Origin of the sequence: Saliphagus sp. GCM10025334 (assembly GCF_042663485.1) — an archaeon.
Taxonomy (GTDB): Archaea; Halobacteriota; Halobacteria; order Halobacteriales; family Natrialbaceae; genus Natronosalvus.
On record NZ_JBHTAF010000001.1, the window covers coordinates 219,736 to 233,273 of the forward strand.

The 13,538-nt window shown below is 60.3% G+C and carries 11 protein-coding genes; 4 read left to right on the forward strand and 7 right to left on the reverse strand.

Annotated features, from left to right (window positions below):
* Nucleotides 1-58: 58 nt before the first annotated feature.
* Complete coding sequence (locus tag ACFQO4_RS00975; RefSeq protein WP_500259146.1) at nucleotides 59-988, reverse strand: dihydrodipicolinate synthase family protein; 930 nt, start codon at nucleotides 986-988, stop codon at nucleotides 59-61.
* Between the two features lie 131 nt (nucleotides 989-1,119).
* On the opposite strand from ACFQO4_RS00975, the gene ACFQO4_RS00980 reads away from it, so the two are divergent.
* Both ACFQO4_RS00980 and ACFQO4_RS00985 read left to right on the forward strand, forming a co-directional pair.
* A complete protein-coding gene (locus ACFQO4_RS00980; RefSeq protein ID WP_500259147.1) occupies nucleotides 1,120-2,946 on the forward strand; it encodes a BNR-4 repeat-containing protein in 1,827 nt (608 codons plus the stop codon).
* 159 nt (nucleotides 2,947-3,105) lie between these two features.
* Nucleotides 3,106-4,077 carry a Gfo/Idh/MocA family protein gene (locus ACFQO4_RS00985; RefSeq protein ID WP_500259148.1) on the forward strand — a complete coding sequence of 324 codons (972 nt, stop codon included), beginning with the start codon at nucleotides 3,106-3,108 and terminating at the stop codon, nucleotides 4,075-4,077.
* A 181-nt stretch (nucleotides 4,078-4,258) separates the two neighbouring features.
* Here the strand turns inward: ACFQO4_RS00985 and ACFQO4_RS00990 are convergent, their stop codons facing one another.
* Nucleotides 4,259-5,407 carry a GNAT family N-acetyltransferase gene (locus ACFQO4_RS00990; protein ID WP_500259149.1) on the reverse strand — a complete coding sequence of 383 codons (1,149 nt, stop codon included), beginning with the start codon at nucleotides 5,405-5,407 and terminating at the stop codon, nucleotides 4,259-4,261.
* 1,120 nt (nucleotides 5,408-6,527) lie between these two features.
* On the opposite strand from ACFQO4_RS00990, the gene ACFQO4_RS00995 reads away from it, so the two are divergent.
* Nucleotides 6,528-7,850 carry a right-handed parallel beta-helix repeat-containing protein gene (locus ACFQO4_RS00995; protein ID WP_500259150.1) on the forward strand — a complete coding sequence of 441 codons (1,323 nt, stop codon included), beginning with the start codon at nucleotides 6,528-6,530 and terminating at the stop codon, nucleotides 7,848-7,850.
* 224 nt (nucleotides 7,851-8,074) lie between these two features.
* Here the strand turns inward: ACFQO4_RS00995 and ACFQO4_RS01000 are convergent, their stop codons facing one another.
* The 3 genes from ACFQO4_RS01000 to ACFQO4_RS01010 all read right to left on the reverse strand — a co-directional run bounded on the left by ACFQO4_RS01000 (nucleotide 8,075) and on the right by ACFQO4_RS01010 (nucleotide 10,582).
* Nucleotides 8,075-8,314, reverse strand: a complete 240-nt coding sequence (locus ACFQO4_RS01000; protein ID WP_500259151.1) for a hypothetical protein — start codon at nucleotides 8,312-8,314, stop codon at nucleotides 8,075-8,077.
* A gap of 189 nt (nucleotides 8,315-8,503) precedes the next feature.
* Nucleotides 8,504-9,550 (reverse strand): ABC transporter permease, encoded by a 1,047-nt coding sequence (locus tag ACFQO4_RS01005; RefSeq protein WP_500259152.1) that lies wholly within the window; start codon nucleotides 9,548-9,550, stop codon nucleotides 8,504-8,506.
* Between the two features lie 12 nt (nucleotides 9,551-9,562).
* Nucleotides 9,563-10,582 (reverse strand): ABC transporter permease, encoded by a 1,020-nt coding sequence (locus tag ACFQO4_RS01010; RefSeq protein ID WP_500259153.1) that lies wholly within the window; start codon nucleotides 10,580-10,582, stop codon nucleotides 9,563-9,565.
* Nucleotides 10,583-10,731: 149 nt separating this feature from the next.
* Between ACFQO4_RS01010 and ACFQO4_RS01015 the strand changes: the two genes are divergently transcribed.
* Nucleotides 10,732-10,965 carry a hypothetical protein gene (locus ACFQO4_RS01015; protein WP_500259154.1) on the forward strand — a complete coding sequence of 78 codons (234 nt, stop codon included), beginning with the start codon at nucleotides 10,732-10,734 and terminating at the stop codon, nucleotides 10,963-10,965.
* Nucleotides 10,966-11,236: 271 nt separating this feature from the next.
* On the opposite strand, the gene ACFQO4_RS01020 is transcribed toward ACFQO4_RS01015, so the two are convergent.
* Both ACFQO4_RS01020 and ACFQO4_RS01025 read right to left on the reverse strand, forming a co-directional pair.
* Nucleotides 11,237-12,319 carry an oligopeptide/dipeptide ABC transporter ATP-binding protein gene (locus tag ACFQO4_RS01020; protein WP_500259155.1) on the reverse strand — a complete coding sequence of 361 codons (1,083 nt, stop codon included), beginning with the start codon at nucleotides 12,317-12,319 and terminating at the stop codon, nucleotides 11,237-11,239.
* A complete protein-coding gene (locus ACFQO4_RS01025) occupies nucleotides 12,309-13,388 on the reverse strand; it encodes an ABC transporter ATP-binding protein (protein ID WP_500259156.1) in 1,080 nt (359 codons plus the stop codon). Before ACFQO4_RS01025 ends, ACFQO4_RS01020 begins: the two co-directional genes overlap by 11 nt.
* Between the last annotated feature and the right edge of the window lie 150 nt (nucleotides 13,389-13,538).

The following is a 13,538-nucleotide window of genomic DNA, read 5'->3' on the forward strand; positions in this document are numbered from 1 at the left end:
AGGGACGGATTCGACGCTCTCGCGGCAGCGGTGTTCGATCTCTCACACCTGCGTTCGTTCAGGCCAGGAGTCCGTTGCGCTCGAGATCCTCGAGGAACGACTCGACGCGGTTACGGTCCTCGGCCGAGAGTTCCACGAGCGGTTCGCGGATGGTGCCACCGTGCATTCCCTGCAAATCCGTGCCGTACTTGACGACGGGAACGTTTTTCGCGGATCCGAATGCGGGGCCGCCGCCATCCTCCTCGCGCAAGTCCTCGTAGGAGCGCAGGGCGTCACGGATCTCCTTCGCACGCGCCCAGTCGCGGGCAGCGAGTGCGTCCGACAGCTCGAGGACGGGTCGCGGGATGAAGTTGCCGATGCCCGTCGTGAAGCCGGTCGCACCCTCGATCGCGTAGGCGAGCGCGTAGCGCTCGGCGACGCCGTTGAGCCACTCTACATCACCCGAGACAGACTCGACTAATCGGGAGAATTCCTTGACGTCGTTGACGGCGTACTTGACGGCGACGACGTTCTCGATGGTCGAGAGTTCCTCGAGCACCGGTTCGTCGAGCAGCGAACCGCGCTTGTAGACGACGAGTCCGAGATCGGTCGCGTCCGCGAGGGTGCGATAGTACTCGATCAGTCCTTCTCGATGAACGTAGGTGTGACGCGGATACATGATCATCGCAGCGTCGGCACCCGCCTCGGCGTAGTTCTCGAGGAGTTCGGTCGCATTCTTCGTGCTGCCGCCGGCCCCGCCGACGACCGTGGCGTCGTCGGGCAGCGCGTCGACCGTCGCACTGACGACGTCGATTCGTTCGGCCTGTGACAGCGAGTAGTACTCGCCCGTGTTCCCGCAGGGGATGAAGACCCGAGCGCCCTCGTCGTACAGCGTTCGTACGTTCTCGGCGATCCGTGTCTCGAGGACGTCCTCACCATCCTCGCTGAACGGTGTCGGTATCGTGAAGGCGACTGACCGAAGGTTCTCCCGCAGTGGGTCGTAATCCATGATCGCTGTCGGTATCATTCGGGTGTTGGACCATTATATTTCCGGTCCCCCCTCTCTTGCGTACGAAGCGCGTTCTCGAGTACGGGGAAACGTATAAACCACATTGCGTGAGTGAGTACCATAGAAGGGAAATGAGAGACGAGATCTCGCTTTCGCGCGGGCTCCTCGGACACTGGTCGGGCGAACGATCGCCCGACGGTATCGTTCGAGACCGCTCGCTTGAGGGCAACCACGGTAACTACGGGGTCGACGCGCGCTGGATCTGGTTTACGAACCCCAGAGCGGTCAGGCACGTCCGCGACCGGGAGCGAACGTACGTCTGCTACCTCGGCGGCCCGACCGGACGGGATATCGTCGCCGCGGCCTACGACCACGAGACGTGGTCGTTTTCGACGACCGTCGTCGACGAATCGTTCTCCGACGACGACCACACGAACCCGTCGCTACTCCTCCGCAACGACGGGCGGATTCTGCTGTTTTGGGCGGGCCACAACGGCGACGCGTTGCACTACACCGTCTCCTGTGATTCCGAGAGCGTGTCGGCGTTCGGTCCGACCCGCCGGATCGAACAGGAGAGCGTCACGTACCCGAACCCGGTCCGGTCGCCCGACGATCCGGAGACGCTGTACCTGTTTTACCGGGATCGAACATACACGCGCGACGCGACGAACGACAAGTACGGCTACATGGGCGACGGCAACCTCTACTACCGAGTTTCCGAAGACGACGGGCTAACCTGGAGCGACCAGACGCGAATCGCTGTCCCCCCGGAGGGCCACTACTCGATGTACTTCGTTCCCGCTCGCGGAGACGACGCGATTCACTTCTTCTTCACCGACGCCGAGCGCGGTGGCGATGCCCCCAAGTGGAACGTCATGTACGCCCAGTTTCGCAACGGTCACTTCCACGCCGCTGACGGGTCGCTCATCGCTGGCCCCGACGACCTGCCGATGACGAAATCGGACCTCGAGGTCGTCTACGACTCCAGCGAAACGGGGAACCACTATGCCTGGGTCTGGGACAGTGCGGTCGACGACGACGGTAACCCGGTCGTTGCGTACGCGACGTTTCCGTCGACGCTCGCCCACGAGTACCGGTACGCGCGGTGGAACGGCGACCAGTGGTGCGATTACCACCTCGCGGATGCGGGCCGCTACGTCGCCAGACGACCGATCGAGTTGCACTACTCCGGCGGACTCTCGATCGACCGCGACGACCCGAGCGTCGTGTACGGCTGCGTCTCTCGAGGTGAACGGTCCGAACTACGGCGGTTCGAGACCGCGACCGGCGGCGAGACGTGGGCGGAGATGACGGTGACGAAACGGCCGGTCGGCTGCGCCATCAGACCAGTCGTCCCGCGAAACGCTGGCAAGGACGTACCAGTCCTCTGGACGACGGGCTCGTACAAGCACATGGACACGGTACAGACCGTCCTCCGCGGGCTGCCCGCCGACCAGCTCGCCGGCTCGAAACTCGAGGGCGACGGGTCACACGGCGTCGACCTCGGGTTCGACCGCTACGACGCCGCCACGTTCGCCGGCGGAATCTCTGTCGCTGCGCGCATCGAACCGCGAGACGTAATGAGGCCGCAAGTACTCGCGAATTTCGGCGGTGCGGTCACGCTCGGAATCGGCCTCACGGAAGAATCGGGGGTCGAGTTCTCGTTGCACGGCTCGGACGAGGAGCGTACGGTCGCGTGGGCGGACGTAGCGGCGAACGAGTCCCATCACGTAGCGGGCGTCTGGGACGGGCGAGGCCGCCTCGAACTCGCCGTCGATGGCGAGGTGATCGACGAAAACCGCTTCGACGGACCACTCGAGTTCGAGACCGACTGGGCCAGCTGGACGCTATTGAAGGGGGAGTACCTCTTCGGTCGTGGCTACGACGGAACCGCGACGGACGTCCGACTCTACAATCGACCACTCTCGACGGCTGAGTTGCGGGCGCTCGCGGAGTAGCCACTTCGAGGCCCACCTCGAGAACGTTGCGGCGGCCACCTCGAGAACTGTCGCTCTTGCCCAATTCGAACGTCGGACTCACGGTCCTGGCGCGCCGAATCCTGTCACTGTGGGTACTGATATCGAAGCCTACAAGAGGATTACCTCGGTGTACGACGTATGGACGTAGGATTCATTGGAGCTGGCAAGATGGCCGCCACGCTGATGGAGAAAGTCGACGCCACTAGTGACGCGAGCATCACGGCAATCTGTGACATCGACGAGGACGCCGCACGAGAAGCCGCGGACCCTCGCAATGCGTCGGTGTACACCGAGCACGAAACCCTCTACGAGGAGGAGTCCCTCGACGCGGTGTTCATCGCGATCCCCCCGTTTGCGTACGACGACCAGGTGACCCTCGCCGCCGAACACGGAATCGCCGTTTTCGTCGAGAAGCCGGTCGCCCTGAAACCCGAGCAGGGCCGAGAGACGCAGGCGGCGATCGAGGACTCCGGGATCGTTACCGGGACCGGCTACGTCTTCAGGTACGACGAGATCACGGAGAAGGCACTCGAGTTGCTTGAAGGCCGGGAGATTTCGATGCTCACCGGCCGCTACTGGAGCAGCCTGCTCGCGAGTCCGTGGGGGAACGAACTCGAACTCTCTGGTGGCGAAATCGTCACCCGGACGACTCACATCTACGACCTGGTTCGGTATCTCGGCGGCGACATCGAGCGCGTGACGGCTGCGAGTACGGATCGGATCGGAACCCCGGAGATCGACTACCCGGACGCGACGACGGCGACACTGGAACACGAGAACGGCGTCATCAGCACCGTCTCCTCGGCAGTGACGTCGCCGGAGTGGACGGCCGAGTTGAATATCGTCGGCGAGGATGTCCATTTACACCTGGATTACACGACACAGGAGATCACCGGTACGGTCGGCGAGGAGTCGGTCCACTTCGAACTCCCGACCGATCGATACGGACAGGAGGTGACCAACTTCCTCGAGGCCGTCGATCGAAACGACCCCGCACACGTCCGTTCAGATTACGCGGACGCTGTTCGGACGCTGTCACTCAACTGGACCGTCATCGACGCCGCCGAGTCGGGCGAACCGGCCATCGTCGGTGAGACACCTCGATCCTGAGCGGAGCGAGCAGGCCCATCGACGGATCGGCGTGTGGGTTTTTCGTTCGACGTGTGGCGTTTTGAATCGGTTATCGAGATCGAACTCGAGTGCGTGAGGGGTTTTTATCGTAGCGTAGGCGGCTCGACAATCACGGCGAAGGCCGCTCGATGACCCGGTGACTCGAGTGCTCGCCGACCACTCAGATCGTCTCGGTCTGCCAGAAGTAGTACTCCAGAGGGAGGACTGCTCGCAGAAACGGCCGCGAGCGCCTGATCGGCCAGCACGCGTCGGGCGAGCCAAACAGGAGGCGGGTCATCGCCCGTCGGTCCAGGACGACGTCCGGTTCTCGCCTCGTTTGCTCGACGTGAACGCCGGTCGCGTCGTAGGCGACCGTCACGGCGTCTGTCGTCTCGAGTCCCTCGACGGCTAGCGTCACCGCCCCGGATGGACACCCGAAGTCGTCGTCGACGGTCGCCCATCGCTCCGCGAGCAGCGGTTCGTACGCCTCGAGCGTCGCGGGCAGGTCGAGTATATTCAGTTTTCGATGCGGGCGCGTCTCCCAGTCGATTGCCAGGTCACAGAACGACGGGACGAACGGGTGGTGGGGATGGGTGAACACCTCCAGTTCGGCCGCCGTTTCGAGGACGGATCCGAACAGTGTCGTGACGCCCTCACGCGAGCCGCCGAATTCGAGGACGGACGCGGGGTCAGTCCCCCGGTAAGCGAGGTACGCTGGACGGTCCCCGTCGAAGACGAGTGTCTCGAGGTCGCGCTGCGCGAGCAATCGCTCGTACCGCCGGTCGGTGCGGGTAATTCGGTACCGTTCGCGGTCGTGGATTTCCCTGATCAGTTCGAGATCCGTCCGGCTTCGATACTGACGGACGTCGGCGGAACCGGCGGGGTCAGTTGTGAACGATCGGCGCGTGATTCGGTATCGTTCCTCACGGCCGGCGTTCTCCCAGCCGAACCGTCCGTAGCCGAGTCGGTCGCCCTCGAGTTCCGCGAGGGGAACGTCCTGTAATTCGAGTCGATCGAGCCAGAACTCGAGGAGCTGCGTCATGTACCCGTTACCGCGGTGGTCTGGGTCCGTCGCGACGCCGGCGATACCGTGGCACTCGACGGTCGCTGCCCCCGCACGAAGTTCTGCCGGAACACAGGCCACGTGGCTCACGACGTCGCCGTCGAAGGTGACGACTGCGTGCCGGTTCGGCCGCGTTTGATCGAAGCAGTGGGGCATCCGTCGTTCGAGACCACCGCGTTCGAAGCCGAAACATCGCTCCGTGAGCGCCATCGCCTCTCGAAACTCGCCCGGCCGAATGAGCCGCGGCCCCTCGATAGCTGAGGTCACGGTGGCACGTACTCACCACGAGTACAACACGATTTCGGTGGTGGCTATCCGGGACGGCACCCGACAGAAATGGATTCGCATCGTTTCGAGTGAATAAACGGCGAGCGATGGAGCCGACGGTCGTGTTGGGGTTGGCTGTGACGTCGTGTCCTCAAGAGCGAGAATGGTTCGGAAACGATCCACAAGCGGGTGTGGGCACCTCTGACGAGGGCCGGGCGGCTCCCTGGTGGCTCGAGTCGGGCAGAGGACAGCAATCGAACCCAGGAGGAGTGTCGTACGGTAGTCGTCGAAACGAGTTACCCATCGGTCAGCCAGACGACTGGAATGGCTGGTTCCAGCCGTACAGCCGCGACCGAGTGTGCAATGACGTTCGATGCTCGTCTGATCGCCTCGTTCGATACACCGGCCGTACTGCTGGCGATCACCACGGAACGATTACTCATCGTCACCGAAACCGATCGTTCCACCGAGAGAGCCTCGACCAGGGATTGAGACAGTGCACAGGAACCCTCGCGTACGACGATTCGTTTGGATAGGGCAAACGTACGGCTGAGATCGAACTGATACAGCGATAGCTGACGATCGACCGTCTCGCTGGCGGACGAGCGGTCGATCCACGGAACTGGCCAGTTGGATCCATTTTAGGCCTTACAACACTATGTATGTCACACGAAGGAAAAGGGATGTAGTTGGTAAACTGATGATTAAATAAAAAAGAATCGAATTAGAACACCATCGCCCATATGTTTGATTATTCAAAACAAATATATTCAGCATTGGCCTCCGTGGTCGAGCAAACGGTTCTGAACAGGCGCACATTCGTCGAAGATGCCAGTTTCAGTGTTCGTTTCCCGATCCCAAACGATAGTTGACATCGTCGTCATTCGAAGTACCCACACGAACTAGGCAATCTGGTTCGGTGAAACCACCCCTCCGACCACCCCCACGAAGCCGGGTCGGAATAGCAACCGGGCGCTCGCCGTTTTCGATTCGATAGACTTCGAGGCGTACAGCGTATCATCACGGAAAGACAATCACCCATAATTTCAACTTGCAATGAACATAGGTTTTACGTGAATGTTATATGGCATTGCAACACACTATCATGTGAGGCACCCTCATGAACAGACGATCGTATCTTTCGTCCATTGGTATCGCAAGCGGCGTCCTGTTGGCCGGTTCGACAACCGGCGATGCGGACTCGTTCACCACCAGTAGCCAGACCCCATCCGACTCGTCCAATCGGATTCGAACAGCAGGCGATCTCGTTCGCCTCTCGGCCGACGAGATCCTCGCACTCGACGACGAAACCGTCCGTCGCCCGTTCAATCCGGAACTCGGCGGCGGTGAGGCGTACGACCCCGACGAGTTCGACGGTGCTGAGCAGTATCCCCACGGCGGTGCGGTCACTCGAGAACTGGCCACGTACGTCGTTTCCGATGCGGACGGACTCGAGACGGCGGCCGGGGATGCGACTGCCGGCGAGATCATCTGGGTCGAGGGAGACGCCGAGATCGATATGACCGGCGTCTCCATCACGCTCGCCGCCGGCGTGACACTCGCGTCCGACCGTGGACGAGACGGATCGGACGGGGCACTCCTCTCCCAGGACGAGAACGGGTTCAACGCGTTCATCAGTACGGGCGGTGACGACGTTCGACTCACCGGGCTTCGACTGTCCGGGCCCGAACACGAGTACTGGGACTACGAGGACAAAGGGATCGACAGTATCTACGACGTCGGAATCACCTACGGACTTCTGATCGACGACACTGACGACGTCGAGGTGGACAACTGCCAGTTCTCCGGGTTCACGTACGCCGGCATCCGGGTTGGAATGTGGGGTGCGTACGAGTGTAAAGGGGTCTACATCCACCACAACGAGTTCGCCGACAATCCATCGCCGGCACTCGGGTACGGAATCAACGTCTACGGCGGCGATCCGCTTATCGAGTACAATTATCTCGACAACAACCGCCGTTCCATCGCCGGCGTGGGCGGTGACGTGCCGATGAACTACACGATCCGGAACAACCTCTTTGGCCCTCGGACACGGCTGGCACCAATTGACGCCCACGGAGGCGAGGTCGACGACATGGACGAACCACAGGCGGGCGTGCGTATGGACATCGAGAACAACGTCGTTCTGTCGGAGAAGGCCGCCGTCTCCGGCGCGCCACAACCGGCGATCGTTATCCGTGGCGTACCGCGAGAGCGAGCCACGATCCGGAACAACTGGTTCTTCACCGACCGCGCCCCACCGTTCAGTGCGGACGAAGGGACTGGTGACGGTGGCGGGGCGATCCGCCAGTGGACCGACCAGTATACCTCGATCACCGCGTCCAACAACGTCTACGGAAAGTTCGTTTTCACGGAGGAACTCGGGACGTCTGGAACAGCGTGGAGACCCCAACAGAGGCACGGAAACCGAGATACCAACTGACGGTCGCCGGAACGTGATTTCGACGCGTTCTTCCGGCTGCACTCGAGCGTGATCGATTACGTTGCGGAGCTACCATCGAGTGTGCGGGCGTACAACGACTGCAGTACTCACGCTGTCTTCCCTCTACGATACGCTCGGTGACTGCTCGACGGCCGGTGTGATTGAACGCGACGTCTGAACGGATGAATCTCGAAATCTGGACAGCTGGGACGGCTGTTCGCGGCTCACTGGCCGCGACGTAACACGGCCAAAATCACGTAGATACCCACCGAAACGAGAATGACCGTCGCGCCGTAGATACCGAGCATTCCCGCGACGACACCGTCCCCTCGAACCGCTCCGATCAGGAGCAAACCGAAGCCAAACAGCAGACTCAGTGCCAGTGGTTGCTCGAGCAACGATTTGACCGACTGGTCGATCCGGGACGACACGCCCTGTGAGTCTTCGGACACTTTCGTGGACATTGTGCGTTACTCCGACCTTCGGACGACAACTGCATAAACTTTCACCTCCCCAGGGTGTGCTCGAGGGCATTCAGGAGACCGAATCAGAAGACTCGTCTTTGAATCGGTTACCAGGGTTGGGACCTGAAAATGGTAACGAAAATGGTAACGAAAATGGTAACGAAAACGAAGAGAAGAGGATACGATCGATCAGTTTCGATTCGTGACGTCTTCGCTATCGTCGACTGTTTTGGAGTGGCGAGCCCTGAGTCGGGGATTGAACACCTTGTCGAGTCCCTGCGAAAGCAATACCAGTGCGAACGAGAGCAGGATAAGCGCGGCCATCGGCGGGTACAACCAATGTGCGGCCCGGTCGGGATTCGAGAGGGCGCCTCCGGTCGCGTACGCGTCGTTCATCATCGTCCCCCAGTTCGTCTCCGAGTAAGGGAGGAATCCGAGGAAGTACAGCGCGACGGATGCGAAGATCACGCCTCGAGCGGCCTGTGCGGAGTTGATCAGTACGTACGGCATGAGCTGTGGGATAATGTCGTTTCGGAGGATCGAGCGCGTAGAGACGCCCATCGAACGGACGGCTTCGACGTACGACGCCTCACGAAGCGTCAGAACCTGCGACCGAATCGTCCGCGCTAGTCCGGGCCAACTGTCGATCGCGAGGATCACGCCGACGGCGAATGGATCCCGCGGCTGGTAGATGGCCGCCAGAACGACGACTAGCGGAAGCCCGGGGATGACCATGAGGATGTCGGAGATGAGCATCAGGACGTAATCGGTGAGTCCACCTTTGTATCCCGCGACCGTCCCGACGACGACCGCGACGCCTGCGGCGAAAATCGCCCCTGCGAGCCCCATTTTGAGCACAGCAGGCGTAGCGTGGACGAGCTGTTTGTGGATCGGCCGACCCATATTGTCGGTGCCGAGGGGGTATTCCGCCGACTGGAACCAGGTCATGTACGTCTCCGCCTCGTTGATCGACGGCTCTGGGACGAGGTGAACGCCTACCGTTCCAGTGAAGATGAACAGTCCCAGCACGACGATTCCAAACCGGGTTCGCCAGTCGGTCCAGGCGATTCGGGCCTGGGTCAGGAAGTAGCGATCGATCGTCCGTGAGTAACGTTCGCGTTTCGACATCGTCGACGTCGACGACTGGGACATGTTCGTCAGGAAGTCCGGCGTCGACCCGCCGTCAGTCCTCGCTTCGTTCGCCCCGTCGTCAGCCGTCCGTTCGTTGTGTTCCATCTTGAAATCAGCTCAGTATGACTCTTTGTCGTTCGTTCCGGCCCGTGGATCGATCAGCCCGTACGTCAGGTCGGCAATCATGATTCCGGTGATGGTGATCGTCGAGAAGAATATGAGCAGCCCCATCAAGAGCGGATAATCCCGCTGAGAGAGCGCTTCGTAGGTGTACCATCCGATTCCGGGATACGTATAGATCTGTTCCATGATGATCGAACTGCTGAAGATCGCTGCGATGCCTATCATGAAACTCGTGTACAGGGGGAGTATTGCATTTCTGCCGACGTAGCGGATCGCGATTCGATTGTCACTCAGGCCACGGAGCCGGGCTACTCGGAGGTAGTTCTCCCCCATGACGCGGATACAGTTCCCCCGCATTGCCAGTGCTGACCCGCCGAATCCGACGATGATACTCGAGGCGATGGGGAGTGCAGAGTGATGCAACACGCTCAGCATGAAGGGGATGTTGAACCCCTCCGTCGTGGAGGGATCGTATCGACCTCTGGTCGGGAACCAGCCGAACTTGAAGCCGAGAAACGAGAGCATCAGGATCGCCCCAACGTAGTACGGAACCGAGTTGAGGAACGTCGCACCGATCGACGCGACGTTGTCAAACCGGGACCCCTCCTTGTAGGCCATGAGCGCACCCAGGACGATGTTCGCGCTAAATCCGATCAAGAGCCCGTAGATACTCACGAATATCGACCACGGCATCGCTCGGAAGAGAATATCGAAAACTGGCTCGCCACGCCAGAGGGATTCGCCGAAATCCTGGTAGACGACGATATTGACCATGTACTCGGCGTAGGCTTCGAGAATCGGCTGCTCCGGGTCGATGTTCGTTCGCAATTCGATCATCCGGTTGATCTGTTCGATGTTCACGTCCTGTCCCTGTTGAAGGGAGGTCTGTATCATTTCGTCTCGCATAACCTCGATTGGCCCGCCCGGCATAAGACGATAGAGAACAAAGGTTATCGTTATGACGGAGAATAACGTAATAATTGCTTGCCCTACTCTCCTGGCATAGTAGTTCATACTGGCTCATTTCGCTAGTCGATATTAAACTTTGCGTCAGGTGTTATCATGCCAAGGAGACGCCCTCGACGGGGGATATTGCTTTCAACCACATTGACTTCACCGACACCCGAACAGTTATATGGGAATCGACGGTGACACTCTACGTAATGGGGCGATCGTTCACCGCGGAACTGGGCAAGCAAGTCTGTACGTACAAACTCTACCTGATCTTCGGCGTCTCACTGGCCCTGGTCCTGATCGCATTCTCGCTGGTTTCGCTCACCGTCGTCGAACCAGCCAGCGCGACGTACGTCATCGTCGTCCTGAACCTCGCAACGCTCGCTGTCCTCACTGTCGTCATGTCAATCGCGATCGTCATCTGTACGAGACGCGACTACTAGTGCACCGTCGAGCGTCGATCGATGAACTGAACCAATACCTCGGGTCCGATTCGATTCTTCGCTGTACGCTCTGAACGCCCTCAGTGCTATTCCAAACCTGAACTGAGAGGTAACACCGATGGCGTCCACCTGTTTTCACTCATCAGTCGACGCTCGGGAGCGTACGAGTCCCCTTCTCGTCGACTGTTTCCGGAATCGAGTATTGTCAGTTACCCCATCGAAGAAGACGAGAGCGAGCAATGGGCGTCTACGGCCAGTTCGTCGTCGCGATTCACTCCGGAAGCGGTTCGCTGTTCCAGTACTCGTGGTCCCGCTCAGACCGGAAGCACGCGACGTCCGAACGGCCGCTTTCGTCGGCTGGCGTCAACTGTGGAACCTTGGTCGTACACACCTCTCGAGCCTTCGGACACCGGGTGTGGAACCGGCACCCGCTCGGCGGGTGCTTCGGGTCCGGGATGTCGATTTTTCGCATCGGAAGTTCCTTCGCCCCTTCTTTCGCCGCGTCCGGATCCATGACCGGCGTCGCCCACCGAAGAATCTTCGTGTAGGGGTGTTTCGGATTCCGGATGATCTCCTCGGCGTCACCGATCTCGACCAGGTTTCCGAGGTACATAATCCCGATACGGCCGCCGACCTTCTCCGCGAAGTAGTACGCGTTTGCGAGGTCGTGGGAAATGAAGAGGTAGGACGTGTTGACCTCTCGTTGCAGGTCGTGCATGAGGTCCATCATCTCTATCCGCAACGAGACGTCGAGGGCACTGACGGCCTCGTCGGCCAGAATTACGTCCGGGTTCATCAGGAGTGCACGGCCCAGGGCAACCCGTTGTTGTTCACCACCGCTTAGCTGGTGTGGATACCGCGACGCGTACGACGACGCCGGTTTCATCCCGACGTAATCGAGCAGTTTGTAGATCCGCTCCTCTCGATCGTCGACGCTCAAGTTTGGATACCACTTCTTCAGCGGCACCGACAGACTGCTGAGGATGGTTCGGTTGGGGTTCAGTGAACTCCCCGGATCCTGATGGATGATCTGGAGCGACCGACGGATGTCCGCGAACGGGATGTCTACGTCACCACTTCCGTCCTTGGCGTCCCAGATGTCCTGTCCGCGGTACCGTACCGAACCGTCAGAGGGTCGCTGCAGGCCGACGGCCGTCTTCCCCAGCGTGGTCTTTCCGCACCCGCTCTCGCCGACGAGAACGATCACCTCGTTCTCGTGGATGTCGAGGGAAACCCCATCGACCGCCCTGACGACCTCCGCCTCCTTCCGTCGAAGGGTCTGCATCAGCGACGTACTCGAGAACTCGACACCGACGTCGTCCAGCGTGACGACCGGTTCGGAACTACGGCTCATCGAACGTCACCTCCTGCTCCTGGTCGCTCAGTGTATAGGTGATCTGCTCTCGAGCGTTCTCCCAGTGGTGACAGGCGACCTCGTGGTCGCCGCTCACCGGTTCGAGTTCCGGATCGACCGCCACACACTGCTCGTCTGCGAGCGGACAGCGAATGTGGTAGGAACACCCCTTCGGCACGTTGACCGGGTCGGGACTGTCACCCTCGATCGGCTGCATATCTTCCAGGGCTGACGACAGATTCGGAACGGCCTTCAACAGTGCTCGAGTGTAGGGATGGGCGGCGTCTTTCAGGATGTCGTAACACGGACCTACTTCCACGAACTGGAACGCGTACATCACGGCGAGGCGATCGGCCAGATCCGCCACGAGCGGCAAATCGTGCGTGATGAAGATCATCGTGATCTCGTACTCGTCGTGGATTTTCGCCAGCAGGTTCGTGATCGAACGCTGCATGAGTAAGTCGAGTGCCGCAGTCGGTTCGTCCATCACGAGGACGCTCGGCTCGAGCAACAGACTGAGCGCGATTAATGCCCGCTGTTGCATACCGCCGCTGAGTTCGTGGGGGTACGAGTCGAGAACGCGATCGGGATCGAGATACAGGTCCGCGAGCAGCTCCCGGCCGTAGGCCATTCCCTCCTCGACGTCGCGGTTGTGGGCCCGAAGTGTCTCCTTGAAGTGGCCGCCGATCGACATCGTCGGGTTGAACGAGTCCATTGCCCCCTGAAACACCATCGAGACCTCCTCCCACCGGAACTTTCGGAGTTCCTCTTCGTCGAGATCACGGACGTCGAACGGATCGCCGTCTGGAGGGTGGTAGATTACCTCGCCGGTCAACCGACCCGGGGTGACGACTGCATCCAGGAGCGCCGACGCGAACATGGATTTGCCGCTACCACTCTCGCCCACAATTCCCAGGATTTCGTTCCGGTGGATATCCATCGTCACGTCGTCCATCACTTTCGACGTCCCTCGCTCCATGTCGAACGTAACGGACGCGTTGCGGACTTCGATCAGCGTCTCCCTCCCCCAGGAGTTTGGCGAGGTCGTCACTCCGTCACGGACGGTCACAGAGAGTCACCTGTACGGGAGCAGTCGACGTTACAGTGACGGTCGATTCGCCACGTACCGAGAACTCGATCATCAGCCGTTCCATACCCAAAGGGAGGGGGGTTTTCTCACATAAGCTTTTAGGAACCTGTTTGTCGACGTATAGCTTCT